At 61.5% G+C, this 20,190-nt stretch carries 17 protein-coding genes; 8 read left to right on the top strand and 9 right to left on the bottom strand.

Features of this window, described 5'->3' with window-relative positions; genetic code table 11:
- Positions 1–3: 3 nt before the first annotated feature.
- Genes AC0Z4S_RS04990 through AC0Z4S_RS04970 form a run of 5 tightly spaced genes read right to left on the bottom strand, consistent with a single transcriptional unit; the run spans position 4 to position 4,867 of the window.
- Positions 4–2,082 carry a type IV pilus secretin PilQ gene (locus AC0Z4S_RS04990; RefSeq protein ID WP_485622265.1) on the bottom strand — a complete coding sequence of 693 codons (2,079 nt, stop codon included), beginning with the start codon at positions 2,080–2,082 and terminating at the stop codon, positions 4–6.
- Positions 2,083–2,095: 13 nt separating this feature from the next.
- Positions 2,096–2,620, bottom strand: a complete 525-nt coding sequence (locus tag AC0Z4S_RS04985) for a pilus assembly protein PilP (RefSeq protein ID WP_253498231.1) — start codon at positions 2,618–2,620, stop codon at positions 2,096–2,098.
- A complete protein-coding gene (pilO, locus tag AC0Z4S_RS04980; RefSeq protein ID WP_485622264.1) occupies positions 2,617–3,240 on the bottom strand; it encodes a type 4a pilus biogenesis protein PilO in 624 nt (207 codons plus the stop codon). Before pilO ends, AC0Z4S_RS04985 begins: the two co-directional genes overlap by 4 nt.
- Entirely contained in the window at positions 3,237–3,803 is a 567-nt protein-coding gene (locus tag AC0Z4S_RS04975; protein WP_253498228.1) for a PilN domain-containing protein, read from the bottom strand. The genes pilO and AC0Z4S_RS04975 overlap by 4 nt, the downstream gene beginning before the upstream one ends.
- Positions 3,803–4,867, bottom strand: coding sequence for a pilus assembly protein PilM (locus AC0Z4S_RS04970; RefSeq protein WP_471880017.1), 1,065 nt, complete (start codon positions 4,865–4,867; stop codon positions 3,803–3,805). Before AC0Z4S_RS04970 ends, AC0Z4S_RS04975 begins: the two co-directional genes overlap by 1 nt.
- Before the next feature lie 219 nt (positions 4,868–5,086).
- Between AC0Z4S_RS04970 and AC0Z4S_RS04965 the strand changes: the two genes are divergently transcribed.
- A complete protein-coding gene (locus tag AC0Z4S_RS04965) occupies positions 5,087–7,531 on the top strand; it encodes a penicillin-binding protein 1A (protein WP_485622436.1) in 2,445 nt (814 codons plus the stop codon).
- Between the two features lie 335 nt (positions 7,532–7,866).
- Here the strand turns inward: AC0Z4S_RS04965 and AC0Z4S_RS04960 are convergent, their stop codons facing one another.
- The 3 genes from AC0Z4S_RS04960 to rpmE all read right to left on the bottom strand — a co-directional run bounded on the left by AC0Z4S_RS04960 (position 7,867) and on the right by rpmE (position 10,365).
- The gene (locus AC0Z4S_RS04960; protein ID WP_064363273.1) at positions 7,867–9,135 is read right to left on the bottom strand and encodes a malic enzyme-like NAD(P)-binding protein; all 1,269 of its coding nucleotides are present in this window, start codon (positions 9,133–9,135) and stop codon (positions 7,867–7,869) included.
- 184 nt (positions 9,136–9,319) lie between these two features.
- Entirely contained in the window at positions 9,320–10,102 is a 783-nt protein-coding gene (locus AC0Z4S_RS04955; protein WP_485622263.1) for a thermonuclease family protein, read from the bottom strand.
- Between the two features lie 41 nt (positions 10,103–10,143).
- Complete coding sequence (gene rpmE / locus AC0Z4S_RS04950) at positions 10,144–10,365, bottom strand: 50S ribosomal protein L31 (protein WP_041477565.1); 222 nt, start codon at positions 10,363–10,365, stop codon at positions 10,144–10,146.
- 288 nt (positions 10,366–10,653) lie between these two features.
- Between rpmE and AC0Z4S_RS04945 the strand changes: the two genes are divergently transcribed.
- Positions 10,654–12,873 (top strand): primosomal protein N', encoded by a 2,220-nt coding sequence (locus tag AC0Z4S_RS04945; protein WP_485622261.1) that lies wholly within the window; start codon positions 10,654–10,656, stop codon positions 12,871–12,873.
- Positions 12,874–12,974: 101 nt separating this feature from the next.
- Here the strand turns inward: AC0Z4S_RS04945 and AC0Z4S_RS04940 are convergent, their stop codons facing one another.
- Positions 12,975–13,097 (bottom strand): hypothetical protein, encoded by a 123-nt coding sequence (locus AC0Z4S_RS04940; RefSeq protein WP_016772057.1) that lies wholly within the window; start codon positions 13,095–13,097, stop codon positions 12,975–12,977.
- Between AC0Z4S_RS04940 and argS the strand changes: the two genes are divergently transcribed.
- From argS to phaC, 6 genes are all read left to right on the top strand, one after another.
- On the top strand, positions 13,096–14,832 hold the full coding sequence (gene argS, locus AC0Z4S_RS04935) for an arginine--tRNA ligase (protein ID WP_485622260.1): 1,737 nt from the start codon (positions 13,096–13,098) through the stop codon (positions 14,830–14,832). The two genes, AC0Z4S_RS04940 and argS, sit on opposite strands and share 2 nt — an antisense overlap.
- Position 14,833: 1 nt before the next feature.
- Complete coding sequence (locus tag AC0Z4S_RS04930) at positions 14,834–15,544, top strand: SPOR domain-containing protein (RefSeq protein ID WP_016772059.1); 711 nt, start codon at positions 14,834–14,836, stop codon at positions 15,542–15,544.
- Between the two features lie 231 nt (positions 15,545–15,775).
- Positions 15,776–16,306, top strand: a complete 531-nt coding sequence (gene hslV, locus AC0Z4S_RS04925) for an ATP-dependent protease subunit HslV (RefSeq protein WP_003186641.1) — start codon at positions 15,776–15,778, stop codon at positions 16,304–16,306.
- Between the two features lie 55 nt (positions 16,307–16,361).
- A complete protein-coding gene (hslU, locus tag AC0Z4S_RS04920; RefSeq protein WP_016772060.1) occupies positions 16,362–17,699 on the top strand; it encodes an ATP-dependent protease ATPase subunit HslU in 1,338 nt (445 codons plus the stop codon).
- A 124-nt stretch (positions 17,700–17,823) separates the two neighbouring features.
- Positions 17,824–18,201: a gamma-butyrobetaine hydroxylase family protein gene (locus AC0Z4S_RS04915; protein WP_042608687.1), complete on the top strand. Its 378-nt coding sequence runs from the start codon at positions 17,824–17,826 to the stop codon at positions 18,199–18,201.
- Positions 18,202–18,459: 258 nt separating this feature from the next.
- Positions 18,460–20,139 carry a class II poly(R)-hydroxyalkanoic acid synthase gene (gene phaC / locus AC0Z4S_RS04910; protein WP_485622259.1) on the top strand — a complete coding sequence of 560 codons (1,680 nt, stop codon included), beginning with the start codon at positions 18,460–18,462 and terminating at the stop codon, positions 20,137–20,139.
- Positions 20,140–20,190 lie beyond the last annotated feature (51 nt).

Raw genomic sequence — 20,190 nt, 5'->3', positions numbered from 1 at the left:
GAATCAACGACTCACAGCAATCGCCTGGTTATTCATGATACGCGGAGTGAGAAATACCAGCAGCTCGGATTTTTTCTCCGAAACCACATCACGCCGGAAAAGGCGGCCAAGATACGGCACATCGCCAAGAAATGGCACCTTATCTACAACCTTGCTCTGAGTATTTGAAAAAACACCGCCGATTACGATGGTCTCGCCGTCATTCACCAGCACTTTGGCGTTGACCTCGTTTTTCTTGATCGGCGGCACATCCTGCACTTTGTTCAGGTAGTCGGGCTCATCCTTGGTGACCTTGACCTCCATGATGATGCGGTTGTCAGGCGTGATCTGCGGAGTGACTTCCAGCGACAGCGAAGCCTCCTTGAACGACACCGAGGTCGCGCCACTGGAACTGGCCTCCTGATACGGGATTTCGGTGCCTTTGAGGATCTTCGCGGTTTCCTTGTCCGAGGTGACCACCTTCGGCTGCGAGACGATCTCGCCGTTGCCGGTCTTTTCCATCGCCGTCAGTTCCAGGTCCAGCAACACGTTGTCGGTGATGAACGCGATACCGATCCCGGAGGTATTGTTGACCGTGCCCATGTCGACGAATGGCGAGTTGGTGCTGGTGCTGCCCGGCGTACCGATGGTGCTCGACGAACCGTTGACCCCGGAGGCGTTCCAGTTGCCCTTGTTCTGCACCGAGCCGCCCCAGCGCACGCCGAGGCTCTTGTCGTAATCGACGTTGGCCTCGACGATGCGCGCCTCGATCATCACCTGGCGCACCGGAATATCCAGCTGCGCGACGATCCGCCGTAGCTCGTCGAGGCGATCCTGGGTCTGGTAGGCAATAATGTTGTTGGTCCGCTCATCGACAGTAATCGAACCGCGCTCATCGACCTTGGCCTCGGCACTGGTCACCGACTGGAACAGTTTGGCAATGTCCGCAGCCTTGGCGTAATTGACTTGCAGCAGTTCGCGACGCAATGGCGCCAGTTCGGCGATCTGCTTCTGCGACTCCAGTTCCTGACGCTCGCGGGCGGCAATTTCATCGGCCGGCGCGACCAGCAGCACATTGCCGATCTTGCGTTTATCCAGACCTTTGGTTTTCAGCACCAGATCCAGCGCCTGATCCCACGGCACGTTCTGCAGGCGCAAGGTGATGCCGCCCTGCACCGTGTCGCTTGCCACGAGGTTGAGGTTGGTGAAGTCGGCGATCAGTTGCAGCACCGAGCGTACGTCGATGTCCTGAAAATTCAGCGACAACTTGTCGCCGACATAGGCCTGACGGTCGGCGTTGCGCTTTTGCAGGTCGTCGACACTCATCGGGCGAACGCTCACGGTGAGCTTGTTGTCGGTCTGGAACGTCGAATAGTCGAAGGTGCCGCTGGGCTCGACGCTGATCACGGTGCGATCGCCGGTGAGCGCTGCGTTGACGAACTGCACCGGTGTGGCGAAGTCTTTGACGTCGAGGCGCACGCGCAGCTTTTCCGGCAATTGCGTGCGAGCGAAGCTGAGGATGATCTTGCCGTCGTGCTCCTGGATATCCGGGGCGATGGTCGGGTCAGAGAGGTCGATGACCACGTTGCCCTCGCCTTCGGTGCCGCGCTGGAAATCAACGCCGCGAATCGCCCGGCCGCGCGGCGCTGCGGATCTGGCGGGCGCCGAAGTCGCCGTCGCAGCACGCGGTGCACCGGCGGCGGGGCGCGGCGCAGTCGTGGAGGCGCCCTGACCGACCACCACGAACAGATTATTGCCTTCGACCCGCGTGCTGTAAGGCGCCAATTGCGTCAGGCTGACGATCAGCCGCGTGCGATCCTTGGCTTCGGCCACCGTCGCCGTGCGCGCATTGCCGCTGCCCAGATCAAGATTCCTGTTGGCCAGCTGGCTGGTCACGCCCGGCAGATCCAGTGCAATACGCGCGGGCGACTCGGTCGTGTAGCCCTTGGGCTGGGGTGGCGGGCCGTCGAACGACAGCTTCAGTTCAACGCGGTCACCGGGCAGCGCGGCAACATCCAGCGCTTTCAGATTGGCCGCCATTACCATCGGTGACACCAGCGCTATCCATAGCGAAAAACCGAGGGTGGAGAAAATCCTGTTCATTGTTCGACTTCCACTATGAGTGCTCTTTCAAAGGAATGGTGCGGGGCCGCTCCAGCCAGGCGCCGGCGCCGTCGGGCACGATCTCGACGACATCGACCTGGGTGGCGCTGATGGCGACGATGCGACCATCGTTGCGGCCCAGGTAGTCGCCGACCTTCAGGCGGTGCACCCCGCCCGCGCCGCGCAGCAGCGCAAACGAGCCCGAGGCATTGGCAATCGTGCCGACCATTTCGAACTGCTCGATATTGAACCCTTCAAGGTATTGCTTGACCCGATTGGGGTCGGGTTTGACGTTGCGCGAGCCGTGCTTCTGCCCGGCGAGATCAACCCGTGCCTGCCGCGAAAACGGGCTGCGCAGGTTGGCGGCGCTGTAAGTGAATGTGGGGTAAGACCGGAATGTCGGCGTTGGTTCAATCCTGCCAGCGGGCCGCAAGCGCACTTCGTTGAGGTAAGCGTCGAGGTCGCTGAAGTCATCGCCGCCACCGCAGCCGCTCAATGCCAGCATCATGAGCAAGACGAAATAACGAATCGGGGTCATTTCTCCAGCCCCTTGTCGTTATAGCGGTACGTCCTGGCAAGAATGCTCATGCGCAGCTTCGTCCCGCCCTCGGGATTGGCCGGCGCCAGTTCGAAGTCGTGCAGGGTGACAATCCGCGGCAGCCCGGCGACGCCGCTGACGAAGGTCGCAAGATCGTGATAGGCGCCGGTCACGGTGATCTGGATCGGCAACTCGATGTAGAACGGCTGGGTCACTTCCGGCAGCAGTTTGATCTCTTCGAATTCCAGACCGCTGCCCAGTCCGGTGCGAGTGATGTCTTCGAGCAGGCCCGGCACTTCGGTGTCGCTGGGTAGCTGCCGCAGCAGCACGCCGAAGGTATTTTCCATCTCCTTCATCTGCTGGGTATAGAGCTCGAGGTTCGCGGACAGCCGCGCCTTGCTGGCGAACTGCTCCTTAAGGGTGGTTTCTTCTTCGCGCTTGAGGTCGAGCTGATTCTCCATGTCGCTGATGAAGAAGTAATAGCCAAGCGCGAGGATCAACACCATCACCAGCGCACCGCACAGGGTTTTCACCGCCGGCGGCCACGAGCCGATATTGCTGGTGTCGAGGTCGTTGAAATCGATATTGCGCAGGCCTTGCAGCCACTCGGAGGCCTTCATTGCTCGTCCTCCGGAACCTTGGGCTGGGTCTGCCGAACGGTCAGCTGGAAGACATTGGCCTGTTCGACCTGATCGGCGCTGGTGGCCTTGACTTCATTCAGGCTTGGCGCGTCGAACCAGTCGGACGCGTCGAGATTGCGCATCAGCTCGGAAACCCGGTTGTTCGACTCCGCCGCGCCACTGATGGACAGGGTCTTGCCGGCCATTTTCACATCGGTGAAATACACACCGTCCGGCAACGTACGCGCCAGTTGATCGAAGACGCGCCCGCTGATCTGCCGGTTGCCCTGCAGGTCCTGGATGATGCGCATGCGCTCGACCAGTTGCTGGCGGCGCGCCTTGAGTTCACTGATCTGCTTGATGCGTTCGTCGACCACGGCGATCTGTTTACCGATGTAATCGTTGCGCGCCATCTGTCGCTCAATGGCCGCGCTGATGATCTGATCGGCAATCAACACCGCACCGATCGAACCGGCCAGCACACCGATCAAGATCAGCAGAAAGCGTTTGCGTCGCTCTTCGCGGCGCTCCTCGCGCCAGGGGAGAAGGTTGATCCGCGCCATCAGTCGAAACTCCTGAGCGCGAGCCCGCAGGCAATCATCAAGGCCGGCGCGTCACTGGCCAGCGCACCGGCATTGACCTTGCTGCCCAGGGCCATGTCGGCAAACGGGTTGGCGACCTGCGTCGGCGTATTGAGGCGCTGTTCGATCAGGCGATCCAGGCCAGACACCGAAGCCGTGCCGCCGGCGAGCAGGATATGGTCGACGGCGTTGTACTGGCCGGAGGCGAAGAAGAACTGCAGCGAGCGCGATACCTGCTGCACCAGCGCCTCGCGAAATGGCTGCAGGACTTCGGTCACGTAATCGTCAGGCAGGCCGCCCTGCTTTTTCGCCAGGCCCGCCTGCTCGACAGTGAGGCCATAGCGGCGCTGGATCTCTTCGGTGAGCTGGCGTCCGCCGAACAATTGCTCGCGGGTATAGATGATCTTGCCGTTGTGCAGGACGCTGAGGGTGGTCATGGTCGCGCCGATGTCGACCACCGCCACCGTCAGAAGCTCCTGCGAAGCCGCCAGATGCGTCGCGAGCAGGCCGAACGAGCGCTCCAGCGCGTAGGCTTCGACATCCACCACCCGTGCAGTCAGGCCGGCGAGCGCCAGCGCCGCTTCACGCACCTCGACGTTTTCCTTGCGACAGGCGGCGAGCAGCACGTTGACCCGTTCCGGGTTGCGCGGCGAGACGCCCTGGACTTCGAAGTCAATGGCGACCTCGTCCAGCGGATAAGGAATGTATTGGTCGGCCTCGATCTTGAGCTGGTTCTCCAGTTCGTCGTCCGACAGCCCGGCGTCCATTTCGATGACCTTGGTGATCACCGCCGACCCGGCCACCGCCACCGCCACGCTCTTGACCCCGGTGCGTGCCTTGACCAGCAACCGGCTCAGCGCCTGGCCGACGCCCTCGAGCTCGGCGATGTTCTTTTCGACCACGGCGTTCGCCGGCAACGGCTCTACCGCGTAGGCCTCGACCCGGTAGCGCTCGCCCTGACGGCTCAGTTCCAGCAGCTTCACCGACGTGGAGCTGATGTCGATCCCCAGTAACGCATTGGTCTTTTTATTGAAGAGTCCCAGCACTACCAATTCCCTATGACTTTCCGTGAGTTACGGACTCTGTAATACGCATTGCGTTCCTTCACCCCGTCTTGACAGAAGCGCCAATGACGCCTCCGACGGAAAAGTGCTTATAATGCCCAGCGATTTTTTCCGCTTTTTTACTGCCCGCGCGGGTGGCTCTGTGTGTAACCGCAGCCCCGTGCCAAATTCATTCTTTGCCCTGGATGTCCAAAAGCCTTGATTCGTCTGCTGAAATTTTTCGGTTGGTCCATCGTCGCCGTTTTCTGCGGACTGCTCTTAGGTCTCAGCGGCGCCTTTCTTTACCTTAGTCCGGGTTTGCCGTCTGTGGAGGCGCTGAGAAGCATTCAGTTGCAGATTCCTCTGCGCGTCTACAGCAGCGACAACAAGTTGATCGCAGAATTTGGCGAAATGCGCCGCACACCGATCCGTTTCGCCGACATTCCGCCCAATTTCATCAATGCGTTACTAAGTGCTGAAGACGACAATTTTGCCAATCACTATGGCGTCGACCCGAGCAGCCTGATGCGCGCGGCGACGCAATTGGTCAAGAGCGGGCACATTCAGTCCGGCGGCAGCACCATCACCATGCAGGTGGCGAAGAACTTCTTCCTCACCAGCGAGCGCAGCTTCTCGCGCAAGACCACGGAAATTCTTCTGGCTCTACAGATCGAGCGACAACTGACCAAGGACGAGATCCTTGAGCTGTACGTCAACAAGATCTATCTGGGCAACCGCGCCTACGGCATCGAGGCGGCAGCGCAGGTGTATTACGGCAAATCGATTCGCGACGTCAGTCTGGCGCAGATGGCGATGATCGCCGGCCTGCCGAAAGCACCGTCGCGCTTCAACCCGCTGGCCAACCCGGCGCGCAGTAAAGAACGCCGCGACTGGATCCTCGGGCGCATGTACAAGCTGGGCAAGATCAGCGAAGCCGACTACACCGCGGCGGTCAACGAGCCGCTGAACGCCAGCTACCACGTGCCGACCCCGGAAGTGAACGCACCGTACATCGCCGAAATGGCCCGTGCCGAAATGGTCGGCCGTTATGGCAGCGACGCCTACACCGAAGGTTTCCGCGTCACCACCACGGTGCCGAGCAACCTGCAGGAAATGGCCAATACCGCGCTGCACGAAGGTTTGATGACCTACGACCAGCGGCACGGCTACCGTGGCCCCGAGTCGCGCCTGCCGGGCAAGACCCGCGAAGCCTGGGCCAGCGAACTGACCAAACAGCGCACCATCAGCAGCCTCGAACCCGCCATCGTCACTCAGGTCGATAAAACCGGCCTGCAAGTCCTGACCCGCACCGGTGAAGAGCACGTTGCCTGGGACACGATGAAATGGGCGCGACCGTTCCTCAATACCAACAGCATGGGCGCCAATCCACGTCAGCCTTCGGATGTCGCCCAGGTCGGTGATCTGATCCGCGTGCAGCGCCAGAAAGACAATTCGCTGAAATTCAGCCAGATACCGCAGGCCCAAGGCGCGCTGGTGTCGCTGGATCCGCAGAACGGCGCCATCCGTTCGCTGGTCGGCGGTTTTGCCTTCGAGCAGAGCAACTACAACCGTGCTCTGCAGGCCAAGCGTCAGCCGGGTTCGAGCTTCAAGCCGTTCGTCTACAGCGCCGCGCTGGATAACGGCTACACCGCCGCGAGCCTGGTCAACGATGCGCCGATCGTGTTCGTCGACGAGTACCTGGACAAGGTCTGGCGACCGAAGAACGACACCAATACCTTCCTCGGCCCGATCCGCCTGCGTGAAGCGCTGTACAAGTCGCGCAACCTGGTGTCGATCCGCCTGTTGCAGGCCATGGGCGTGGGCAAGACCATCGATTACATCACCCGCTTCGGCTTCAACAAGCAGGACCTGCCGCCGAACCTGTCGCTGGCACTCGGCACCGCGACGCTGACGCCGATGGAAATCGCCACTGGCTGGAGCACCTTTGCCAACGGCGGCTACAAGATCACCCCGTACATCATCGACAAGATCGAAAGCCGTAACGGCGACACGCTGTTCGTCGCCAACCCGCCGACGGTGCCACAGGGTGGTTCGGCGACCGACGGTATCGCTGCGCCAGCCACCGAATCGTTCACGGTCAATGCCGCACCGGTTGCCGGTGAAGCCCCGGGCAACCCGGCAGTGCCGCAAGCGCCAGCCGTGGCCGAGCGGATTGTCGATGGGCGTACCACTTACATCCTCAACAGCATGCTTCAGGATGTGATCAAACTCGGTACCGGCCGTCGCGCACTGGCCATGGGTCGCAGCGACATCGCCGGCAAGACCGGTACCACCAACGAATCGAAAGATGCCTGGTTCTCCGGCTACAACGCCGATTACGTGACCACGGTGTGGACCGGTTTCGACCAGCCGGAAAGCCTTGGCCGCCGCGAGTTCGGCGGCACCGTGGCGCTGCCGATCTGGATGAATTACATGTCCGCCGCGCTGAAAGACAAGCCGCCGCATGTCCAGCCTGAGCCGGAAGGCCTGCTCAGCCTGCGGGTGGATCCGGTGAGTGGCCGCGCGGCGACGCCGAGCACGCCGGGCGCCTACTTCGAACTGTTCAAGGCTGAAGACACGCCACCATCGGTGAATGAGCTGGGCAACGGCGCCGTGCCGGGCAGCCCGCTGCCGGCGGATGAACAGGCGCCGATCGATCTGTTCTGATCCAGCACCATTGAAAAGCCCCGCCTTTGTGAGAAGAGCGGGGCTTTTTATTGCCCGAAGATCAAGAGCCCCTCACCCCAGCCCTCTCCCGGAGGTAGAGGGAGCCGACCGAGGTGTCTGGCTTCATGCATCGACCTGCGCAACCGAGTCGATTGTGGATTCACAGCAAGACTTTCACGTCGGCGTCATTCATCAATATCCCCCATTCGGTCCCCTCTCCCTTTGGGAGAGGGCTAGGGTGAGGGCTGCTCCAGATATGGAATACAAAACCCCTAGCCACAAAAAAGCCCCGACTCATAACGAGCCGGGGCTTTCGCTTGAAGCGCTACAACGACTTAGCCGTTGAACACGTCATCCACGCTTTTCAGCGGGTAGTTCTTCGGATACGGCAGGGTAGCAACGCCGGTCTCGATCGCGGCCTTGGCCACGGCGTCGGAGATCAGGGTGATCAGGCGCTTGTCCATTGGCTTCGGAATGATGTACTCACGGCCGAATTCCAGTTTGATGCCGCCGTAGGCGTCGCAGACTTCCTGCGGTACTGGCAGTTTGGCCAGTTCGCGCAGGGCGTTGGCGGCGGCGACTTTCATTTCTTCGTTGATGCGCTTGGCGCGAACGTCCAGGGCACCACGGAAGATGAACGGGAAGCCCAGTACGTTGTTGACCTGGTTCGGGTAGTCCGAACGGCCGGTAGCCATGATCACGTCGCTACGGGTGGCGTGCGCCAGTTCCGGGGAGATTTCCGGATCCGGGTTCGAGCAGGCGAACACGATCGGGTTGGCCGCCATCGACAGCAGGCCTTCGGCGCTCAGCAGGTTCGGACCGGACAGACCGACGAACACGTCAGCGCCTGCCAGTGCGTCAGCCAGGGTGCGCTTCTCGGTAGCGTGGGCGAACACGGCTTTGTACTGGTTCAGGTCATCACGGCCGGAGTGGATCACGCCGGTACGGTCAACCATGAAGATGTTTTCGATGCGAGCGCCCATGCTCACCAGCAGTTTCATGCAGGAGATGGCGGCAGCGCCGGCGCCGAGGCAGACGATTTTCGCGTCCTGCAGGGTTTTGCCAGCGATTTCCAGGGCGTTGATCATGCCGGCAGCGGTAACGATCGCGGTGCCGTGCTGGTCATCGTGGAACACCGGAATATCGCACTGCTCGATCAGAGCACGTTCGATCTCAAAGCACTCAGGCGCCTTGATGTCTTCCAGGTTGATGCCACCGAAGGTGATGGAGATACGCTTGACGGTGTCGATGAAGGCTTGCGGGCTTTCAGAATCGACTTCGATGTCGAACACGTCGATGCCGGCGAAGCGCTTGAACAGCACGCCTTTGCCTTCCATGACTGGCTTGGAGGCCAATGGGCCGAGGTTGCCCAGGCCAAGAATCGCGGTGCCATCGGAAATGACTGCCACCAGGTTGCCCTTGCCGGTGTATTTGTAAGCCAGTTCAGGATCGCGAGCGATCTCGCGCACTGGTTCAGCTACGCCGGGGCTGTAGGCCAGCGACAGGTCGCGGGCGGTAGCAGTGGCCTTGGTGAGCTCGACACTCAGCTTCCCCGGACGAGGATTGGCGTGATATTCGAGAGCGGCAGTTTTCAGATCAGACATTTTGGCATTCCGCTTTTTTACTGTTGGACAGACTGGTCAGCGAGGATACGCGCCTCGCAAAGTCCCCACAAGACTGGGCAGTCACTGCTGTCAAGCGCCCTGCCCTACGACTTTGGGCCAAGAGCCACGGGGCACAAGGGCTGGACTGTTCACAATCAGCCGTAAAAATGTCTACAATTTTTCTTCAGCGCGGCACATTCAGCATCGAAGGATCGGTCAACGGCAGCAGCCAGCGCGGCTGACCTTTTTGCGATCCACCGCGCCGGGATCGGTCTATCACCCACCCGCGCGCCTCGATTTGCTTACTCTTCAGCGCCTGCAAGCGGGCACTGTCGAATTGTTCAAGCAAATTGGGTGCAACCCGCAATACAAGCGCGTCCTGCAACTCGATCCAGATTCCGCCGCTATTGCGCTGCACCTTGCTCACCCGACCGCTGACTATGGCGAAACCGGAACGCTGAATCTGTGGCGCTTTGAGCACCGGCGATTGCCGCCAGACGCCAAGTCCGGCTTGTCGTGCGCTGCGTTCGGCGGCCTGCTGGCAGGCGAGCAGATCGACGTTGGGCGCCACGGCAACCTGAAAGCCCAAGCCATCGGCAAGCATTTGCGCTTCGAGATTGGCACCGCTGACGCTGTAGACATGCGCAAGCGTACGCCCGTAATGGTCTTTGGCCTGCTTGCCGGGCCGCAGACCGACACGGCCGCCGCTGTCATCGACCAGCGCTTGCAGGCGTTTGCGCGCCGCCACGGCGAAGGGTTCGTCGCTGCGGCCCTGCTTGCCCAGCTCCGGCGTGTTGAGGCCGATCATGCGCACGCTGCGGCCGTCGCTCAGGCGCAGGGTGTCGCCATCGACCACCCGCTGCACGCTGACGCTGGTCAGCACCGCGGGGGTCGGACAAAAGGCCTGGGCGGCAGACAGCCAAATCGCAGACACAAAAAAGGCGCCCGCAAGGGACGCCTTTTTCATCAGTCTGGAGAAGTCGGGACGACCTTCCAAAATGATCAGCCTCAGGCTTTTTTGCCGACGCCGAAAGTAGCGAAACGGTCTGCGAACTTCTGCACACGGCCGCCGGTGTCCAGAGTCTTCTGCTTACCGGTGTAGAACGGGTGGCATTCGTTGCAAACGTCGATCGCCAGGGCTTTGCCGTAGGTCGAACGAGTTTCGAACTTGTTACCGCAGCTGCAGGTAACAGCAATTTCCGGGTAGTTCGGATGGATATCGGCTTTCATGGTGTCTTCCTCAGGCTAGCGTGCCGCCACCCAACACTATTGTTGAATACCGCACGTAATTAGGCCGCGGATTCTACCAGACCTTTTCAATCGCGCAAGCTGTCACCGAGACCGACCGTCTGCTAGGCTCCCGACCTTGAACGCATTCCCCTGTGGGAGCGAGCTTGCTCGCGAATGCGTTGTGTCAGTCAATGTTTAAGCGCCTGATACACCGCCTTCGCGAGCAAGCTCGCTCCCGCAATTGATCTGCGTTCAACCCTTCTTTTGCGTTTATAGAGATCCCCCCGCGTGCCCGACGCCATTCTGCGCCTTGCCCTGCCTTCGCCTTTGCGCCGCCTGTTCGATTACCGGGCGCCGGCCGGGGTGCGGCGCGAGCAATTGCAGCCGGGCATGCGCTTGCGGGTGCCATTCGGTCGGCGCGAGATGATCGGGATTCTGGTCGAGGTCACCGACACCAGCGAGGTGCCGGCAGAAAAACTCAAACCGGCGCTGGCCCTCCTCGACTCGACTTCGCCGCTGCCGCCAGCGCTGTTCAAGCTGTGCCTGTGGACGGCGCAGTATTACCAGCACAGCCTTGGCGACACCTTGAACTGGGCTTTGCCGGTGCTGCTGCGTCAGGGCGAGCTGGCCGAGGCTCGCCAGGAACGCTTCTGGTCGGTGGCCCCCGGCGCCAGCGTCGACGATCCTCGGGTTGCCCGTGCGCCACGCCAGCGCGAGGCGCTCACCACGCTGGCCCAGCATCCCCACGGCGTGGCCCATCAGTTGCTGAGCAAACTGATGCTGAGCAAGGACAGCCTCGACCTGCTGCTGGCCAAGGGTCTGGTGCAAGTCGAGATCCGCCGCCACGCCCCGGGCGTGCGCCATGAGCACTGGCTGGCGCAACCGGAGCTGCCGCTCAACAGCGAACAACGCGCAGCGTATGAAGCGATTCGCGCCGGCTTCGACAGCTACCACGCCTTTCTCCTGGCCGGGGTTACCGGCAGCGGCAAGACCGAAGTCTATCTGCAACTGATCCGCGAAACCCTCGAAGCCGGCAAACAGGCCTTGGTGCTGATCCCGGAGATCAACCTCGGCCCGCAGACCCTGGCGCGCTTCGAACAGCGCTTCAACGCGCGCATCGCCCTGCTGCACTCGGCGGTCAACGACCGCGAGCGTCTCGATGCCTGGCTCGCCGCCCGCGATGGCGAGGCCGATATTATTATCGGCACCCGTTCGGCGCTGTTCACGCCGATGAAAAATCCCGGGCTGATCATCATCGACGAAGAGCACGACGGTTCCTATAAACAGCAGGAAGGCCTGCGCTACCACGCCCGCGACCTGGCGCTGGTACGCGCACGGCAGGAAAACATCCCGATCGTGCTCGGTTCCGCCACGCCATCGCTGGAAAGTCTGCACAACGCCTACACCGGTCGCTATGGCCTGTTACGTCTGAACGAGCGCGCCGGTGGCGCAAAACAGCCGCGTTTCCTGCGGCTGGACGTGAAAAGCCGTCCGCTCGACAGCGGCATTTCCGGGCCGATGCAGCAAGCCATTGGCCAGACGCTCGCCAACGGCCAGCAGGTGCTGGTGTTTCTTAACCGGCGCGGCTTTGCCCCGACCCTGCTCTGTCACGATTGCGGCTGGATGTCGGAGTGCTCGCGCTGCGATGCGCGCATGACCGTGCACCAGCGCTACGGCGAGTTGCGCTGTCACCATTGCGGCAACGTCGAGCGCACGCCGCGCCAGTGTCCAAAGTGCAGCAAGGTCGATCTGCGTCCGGTCGGCGCTGGCACCGAACGTGCCGAAGAGCGTTTGGCGATTCTGTTCCCTGATTACCCGGTTTTGCGCGTCGATCGCGACAGCACCTCGCGCAAGGACGCGATGAATCAGCTGTTTGCGACGATTCAAAAGGGTCAGCCGTGCATTCTGGTGGGCACGCAGATGTTGGCCAAGGGGCACCATTTCCCCCGGGTGACGCTGGTGTCGATTCTGGATGCCGACGGCGGCCTGTTCTCCGGCGACTTCCGCGCCAGCGAGCGCATGGCGCAACTGATCGTCCAGGTCGCCGGGCGCGCCGGGCGTGCGGAGGAGCCTGGCAGGGTGATCATCCAGACCCACTTGGCCGACCATCCTTTATTGGTGCAACTGACCGAGCAGGGTTACTTCGCCTTCGCCGAACAAGCCTTGAGCGAACGCCGCGCCGCCGGGTTGCCGCCGTTTGCCCATCTGGCGCTGTTGCGCGCCGAAGCGCACAAGCCGGGGCAGGCGGAAGGCTTTCTCGATGAAGCGTGCAGCGAGGCCGAGCGCTTGCTGGGCGAATTGAATCTGAGCGGCATTGAGTTGCTCGGGCCGGTGCCGGCGCCGATGGAGCGCCGTGCCGGGCGTTATCGCGCGCAGCTGTTGTTGCAGGCGACCGCGCGGGCACCACTGCACCGCTTGCTGGCCAGCTGGATGCTGGTGCTGGAACAGATGCCCAGCGGGCGCGCGGTGCGCTGGTCGCTGGATGTTGATCCGGTGGATTTGTATTGAAGAGCTGAAAGAGCAAAAGATCGCAGCCTTCGGCAGCTCCTACAGATAAATGCCATTGCTGTGTAGGAGCCGCCGAAGGCTGCGATCTTTTGACTTTGATGTCACCACATATCCACATCCTGCCTGCTAAGGTTGGCAAGCCCGTCTTCGCAACGGATAATGCCCAGTTTTTCCACCCGCGCATCGATGCGCCCGCCGCGCTTGCGGTCGAAAGAGAAGACCATGAAAGACACCATTCGCCAGCTGATCCAGCAAGCCCTCACCCAACTCGTCAACGAAGGTGTGTTGCCTGAAGGCCTGACGCCGGCGATCCAGGTGGAGAACGCCCGCGACAAGACCCACGGCGACTTCGCCAGCAACATCGCCATGATGCTGGCCAAACCAGCCGGCATGAAGCCGCGCGACCTGGCGGAAAAAATCATCGCCGCACTGCCCGCCGACGAGAACGTCACCAAGGCCGAAATCGCCGGCCCGGGCTTCATCAATTTCTTCCAGAACACCCAGGCCCTCGCCGCGCGCCTCGACGCCGCACTGGCCGACGCCCATGTCGGCGTGCGCAAGGCAGGCCCGGCGCAGCGCACCGTGGTCGACCTGTCGGCGCCGAACCTGGCCAAAGAGATGCACGTCGGCCACTTGCGCTCGACCATCATCGGTGACGGCGTGGCCCGCGTACTGGAATTTCTCGGCGACGAAGTGATCCGCCAGAACCATGTTGGCGACTGGGGCACCCAGTTCGGCATGCTGATGGCGTACCTGCAGGAAAACCCGATCACCAGCGACGAGCTGTCCGATCTGGAAAACTTCTACCGCGCCGCCAAGCAGCGTTTCGACGAGTCCGAAGAATTCGCCGACCGCGCCCGTGGTCTGGTGGTCAAGTTGCAGGCCGGCGATGCCGAATGCCTGGCGCTGTGGACGAAGTTCAAGGACATCTCGCTGTCGCACTGCCAGAAGATCTACGAACTGCTCAACGTCAAGCTGACCATGGCCGACGTCATGGGCGAAAGCGCTTACAACGACGACCTGATCAATGTGGTCAACGACCTCAAGGCTGCCGGCATGCTGGTCGAGAGCAACGGCGCGCAGTGCGTGTTCCTCGACGAGTTCAAGAACGCCGATGGCGACCCGCTGCCGGTGATCATCGTCAAGGCCGACGGCGGCTACCTGTACGCCACCACTGACCTGGCGGCCGTGCGCTACCGCAGCGGCAAGCTCAAGGCTGATCGCGCGCTGTACTTCGTCGACCAGCGTCAGGCGCTGCACTTCCAGCAAGTGTTCGCCGTGGCGCGCAAGGCCGGTTTCGTCACCCATCCGATGGAAATGGAGCACATGGGTTTCGGCACCATGAACGGCGCCGATGGCCGTCCGTTCAAGACCCGTGACGGCGGCACCGTGAAGCTGATCGACCTGCTGACCGAAGCCCAGGAACGCGCTTACAGCCTGGTGAAAGAGAAGAACCCGACCCTGGCCGAAGACGAGTTGCGCAACATCGCCAAGGTGGTGGGCATCGGCGCGGTGAAATACGCCGACCTGTCCAAGCATCGAACCAGCGACTACAGCTTCAACTTCGACCTGATGCTCAACTTCGAAGGCAACACCGCGCCGTACCTGCTGTACGCCTACACCCGCGTGGCCGGCGTGTTCCGCAAACTGGGCAAGGATTTCAGCGAAGTCGACGGCCAGATCGTCCTTGAGGCGGCGCACGAGCAGGAGCTGGCGGCGAAGCTGGCGCAGTTCGGCGAAGTGCTGAACAACGTGGCTGAGAAAGGCACACCGCACATTCTCTGCACCTACCTGTACGACGTCGCCGGCCTGTTCTCCAGCTTCTACGAGAACTGCCCGATCCTCGCCGCCGACACCCCGGCGCAGATGCAGAGCCGTCTGCGTCTTGCCGCCCTGACCGGTCGCACCCTCAAGCAAGGCCTGGAGCTGTTGGGTCTGGAAACTCTGGAGCGTATGTAAGTTGGCCGCCAAGAAAAAACCTGCACCCAAACGCGGCGCCAGCCGCTATCAGGCCCCTGCGAAACAACCTATCCCGGGCTGGCTGTGGATGGCCATCGGCCTGACCGTCGGTGCGTTCATCGTGTTCCTGATGAAACTGGAACCGGGCAAGGGCAGCGACACGGTCAAGCGCGAGAAGGTCGAGCAACAGCAGAAAGCGTCGAAGATCGCCGAGGCCAACAAGACCCCGCCGAGCCCGACGCAACCGGTGAAGCCGAAGTACGACTTCTACACCCTGCTGCCGGAATCGGAAGTGATCGTGCCGCCGGACGCAGTGCCGGAGAAAACCCTGCCGACGCCGCAAGTGCCGGCGATCCCGACCACGCCGGTGACCCCGGCCGAAGCGGCGAAGATCGACACCGCGCGCGCCCAGGCAGCCCTGGCCGGCATCACACCGCCGCCAGCGCCCCCGGTGAGCAAGGCCGCGCCAGTGACCAAGTTCTTCCTCCAGGCCGGCTCGTTCCGCAAAGAGACAGATGCCGACAAGGTTCGCGCGCAGATCATTCTGCTCGGTCAGGCGGTAGCGGTTGAGTCCGGCACAGTGAAGGATGAAACCTGGTACCGCGTGCTGGTCGGCCCGTTCAGCAACCGCGAACAACTGACCACGGCGCAGAAACAACTGGCCGGCGCCGGCTTCAGCAACCTGTTGTTACAACAACGCCAGAGCCGCTGATTCGCCAGTAATACCGCGTCGTCCAAATTCGCGAGCAAGCTCGCTCCCACAGGAAATGCGCAGTACCTGTGGGAGCGAGCTTGCTCGCGAAGGCCATGTTGGCAACACCACATCTCTCTGATCAGTCCCCGCCGTTCGTCCCTGCGCTCCCTCCCCGGTTGAAATCCCCTCCAGCACCCCCATATGAATGGGCATAAGGCATTTTCGCCCCGCTGCGTGGAGACTCTTCCCTTGACCACCATCGTTTCAGTCCGCCGCCACGGCAAAGTCGTCATGGGCGGCGACGGCCAGGTTTCTCTCGGCAACACCGTGATGAAAGGCAACGCCAAAAAGGTGCGTCGCCTGTACCACGGCCAGGTCATCGCCGGTTTCGCCGGTGCCACTGCCGACGCCTTCACCCTGTTCGAGCGTTTCGAAGGCCAGCTCGAGAAGCATCAGGGCCACTTGGTGCGCGCTGCTGTCGAACTCGCCAAAGAATGGCGCACCGACCGCTCGCTGAGCCGCCTCGAAGCGATGCTCGCGGTCGCTAACAAGGACGCCTCTCTTATCATCACCGGCAACGGTGACGTGGTCGAACCCGAAGATGGCCTGATCGCCATGGGTTCCGGCGGCGCCTACGCGCAGGCCGCAGCCAGCGCCCTGCTGAAAAAGACCGATCTTTCGGCCCGCGAGATCGTCGAAACCGCCCTTGGCATCGCCGGCGACATCTGCGTATTCACCAACCACACCCAGACCATTGAGGAGCAGGATCTCGCTGAATAAGCCTGTTTCGGCCCATGTGCCACGGCTTGTTTCTGCTTGAGGACCGTCAATTATTATGTCCATGACTCCCCGCGAAATCGTCCACGAACTCAACCGCCATATCATCGGCCAGGACGATGCCAAGCGCGCCGTCGCGATTGCCCTGCGCAACCGCTGGCGCCGCATGCAGCTGCCTGAAGAGCTGCGCGTTGAGGTGACCCCGAAAAACATCCTGATGATCGGACCGACCGGTGTCGGTAAAACCGAGATCGCCCGTCGCCTGGCAAAACTGGCCAACGCGCCGTTCATCAAGGTCGAAGCGACCAAATTCACCGAAGTCGGTTATGTCGGCCGTGACGTCGAGTCGATCATTCGTGATCTGGCCGATGCTGCGATCAAGATGCTCCGCGAGCAGGAAATGACCCGCGTGCGCCACCGCGCCGAAGACGCCGCCGAGGATCGCATCCTCGACGCGTTGCTGCCGCCGGCACGCATGGGCTTCAGCAATGAAGAAGCGCCGAGCTCCGATTCCAATACGCGTCAGCTGTTCCGCAAGCGCCTGCGCGAAGGCCAGCTGGACGACAAGGAAATCGAAATCGAAGTCGCCGAAGTCTCCGGCATCGAGATCGCCACGCCGCCGGGCATGGAAGAGATGACCAACCAGCTGCAATCGCTGTTTGCCAACATGGGCAAGGGCAAGAAGAAGTCGCGCAAGCTCAAGGTCAAGGAAGCGCTGAAACTGGTCCGGGATGAAGAAGCCGGGCGCCTGGTCAACGAAGAAGAGCTGAAGGCCAAGGCGCTGGAAGCGGTCGAGCAGCACGGCATCGTCTTCATCGACGAAATCGACAAGGTCGCCAAGCGCGGCAATGTCGGCGGCGCCGATGTCTCCCGCGAGGGCGTACAGCGCGACCTGCTGCCGCTGATCGAAGGCTGCACCGTCAACACCAAACTGGGCATGGTCAAGACCGACCACATCCTGTTCATTGCTTCCGGCGCGTTCCACCTGAGCAAGCCGAGCGATCTGGTGCCGGAGCTGCAAGGTCGTCTGCCGATCCGCGTTGAACTCAAGGCGCTGAGCCCGGAAGACTTCGAGCGCATCCTCAGCGAACCGCACGCATCGCTCACCGAGCAGTACTGCGCGCTGCTGAAAACCGAAGGCCTGAACATCCAGTTCCAGCCAGAAGGCATCAAGCGTCTGGCGGAGATCGCCTGGCAGGTCAACGAGAAGACCGAGAACATCGGTGCCCGTCGTCTGCACACGCTGCTCGAGCGACTGCTCGAAGAGGTGTCGTTCAGCGCCGGCGACCTGGCCAGCGCCCACGATGACAAGGCGATCCTGATCGACGCCGACTACGTCAACAGCCACCTCGGCGAATTGGCGCAGAACGAAGATCTGTCCCGTTATATCCTGTAGGTCACTTCTCCCTGTAGGAGCTGCCGAAGGCTGCGATCTTTTGATCTTGATCCTGAAAAGCAAAATCAAAAGATCGCAGCCTTCGGCAGCTCCTACAGGGCTCATCACAGTCGGATGACCTGCAATGACTAATATTCCCACCGACATCAAACTGCACAAAGCCTCGAAAACCCTGACGCTCACTTATGCGTCCGGCGAGGAATTCACCCTGCCCGCCGAGTTTCTGCGTGTGCACTCGCCCTCCGCCGAGGTCCAGGGCCACGGCAAACCGATCCTGCAATTCGGCAAGCTCAACGTTGGTTTGAGCAAGCTGGAGCCGGCCGGCAACTACGCACTGAAACTGACCTTCGACGACGGTCACGACAGTGGCCTGTTCACCTGGGAATACCTCTACGAACTCGGCAAACGCCAGACTGAACTCTGGGACGATTATCTTGCCGAGCTGCGCGCGGCCGGAAAATCCCGCGATCCGAACGAGTCGTTCGTCAAGCTGATGCTCTAGCCCGTGGCTCTTGCTCTTTAGAGGGCATTTTCTAACTTCATCTGTTTGAATGCTCCGCTCACGCAGCCCAGGATGGGCCGCTTGCGAAAAAAATTAAACTCGGGTAACCAATGGAGCTGGCAAGTTCCCTGCAGTGCTCTACGACTGTAAAGCAGCCATGCAGAATCAACGGTCACCCCGAGCAGTAGTACCCGGCATTGGCTGTGGAAGCGACAGCGTGAAACCGGGTACTCGTCTCAGGACAATGGAGCGTCGTAGATGAGTGACAAGAATAACGATGACCTGAAGTACCAAGCCTCGGAAAACACCCTGGGGCTTAACCCCGTCGTCGGGCTGCGCGGAAAGGATCTGCTGGCCTCTGCTCGGATGGTGCTGAAACAGGCCATCAGACAACCTATTCACAGCGTCAGGCATGTGACCCATTTCGGCCTTGAGCTGAAGAACGTGCTGCTGGGTAAATCTGCGCTGCAACCGGCCGGTGATGACCGCCGTTTTGCCGACCCGGCGTGGAGCCAGAACCCGCTGTACAAGCGCTATCTGCAAACCTACCTGGCCTGGCGCAAGGAACTGCATGCCTGGATCGACGACAGCAGCCTGTCGCCGAAAGACATCGCTCGCGGCCACTTCGTCATCAACCTCATGACCGAAGCCATGGCGCCGACCAACACGGCGGCCAACCCGGCAGCAGTGAAACGCTTCTTCGAAACCGGCGGCAAGAGCCTGCTCGATGGCCTCTCGCATCTGGCCAAGGATCTGGTGCACAACGGCGGCATGCCGAGCCAGGTCAACATGGGCGCGTTCGAGGTCGGCAAGAGCCTCGGTGTCACCGAAGGCGCGGTGGTGTTTCGCAATGACGTGCTGGAGCTGATCCAGTACCGGCCGATCACCGAACAGGTCCACGAGCGTCCGCTGCTGGTAGTGCCGCCGCAGATCAACAAGTTCTACGTCTTCGATTTGAGCCCGGACAAGAGCCTGGCGCGCTTCTGCCTGCGCAACAACGTGCCGACCTTCATCGTCAGTTGGCGCAACCCGACCAAGGCCCAGCGCGAATGGGGTCTGTCGACCTACATCGAAGCGCTGAAAGAAGCCGTCGACGTGGTCACCGCGATCACCGGCAGCAAAGACGTCAACATGCTCGGTGCCTGCTCCGGCGGCATCACCTGCACCGCCCTGCTCGGCCACTACGCCGCGCTTGGCCAGAACAAGGTCAACGCCCTCACCCTGCTGGTCAGCGTGCTCGACACCACCCTGGACAGCGACGTCGCCCTGTTTGTCGATGAGCAGACCCTGGAGACCGCCAAGCGCCACTCCTATCAGGCCGGCGTGCTTGAAGGCAAAGACATGGCCAAGGTCTTCGCCTGGATGCGTCCCAACGACCTGATCTGGAATTACTGGGTCAACAACTATTTGCTCGGCAATGAGCCGCCAGTGTTCGACATCCTGTTCTGGAACAACGACACGACGCGCTTGCCCGCCGCGTTCCACGGCGACCTGATCGAGATGTTCAAAAACAACCCACTGATCCGCCCCAACGCACTGGAAGTGTGCGGCACGCCGATCGACCTCAAGCAGGTAACCGCCGACATTTTCTCGCTGGCCGGGACCAACGACCACATCACCCCGTGGAAGTCCTGCTACAAGTCGGCGCAGCTGTTCGGCGGAAAAGTTGAATTCGTGCTGTCGAGCAGCGGCCATATCCAGAGCATCCTCAACCCGCCGGGCAATCCGAAGTCGCGCTACATGACCGGCGAAGAAATGGCCGCGACCGCCGATGACTGGCAGGAAAACTCGACCAAGCACACCGATTCCTGGTGGCTGTACTGGCAGGCCTGGCTGGCCGAGCGCTCGGGCAACCTGAAAAAGGCCCCGGTAAAACTGGGCAACAAGGCGTATCCCGCGGGCGAGGCTTCGCCGGGCACTTACGTTCACGAACGGTAACTGATACCACCCGGCCGCTGTAGGAGCTGTCGAGTGAAACGAGGCTGCGAT

This window comes from Pseudomonas sp. 1L-B-1-E-C1 (assembly GCF_057291835.1).
This window is presented reverse-complemented; position numbering and strand designations above follow the sequence as displayed.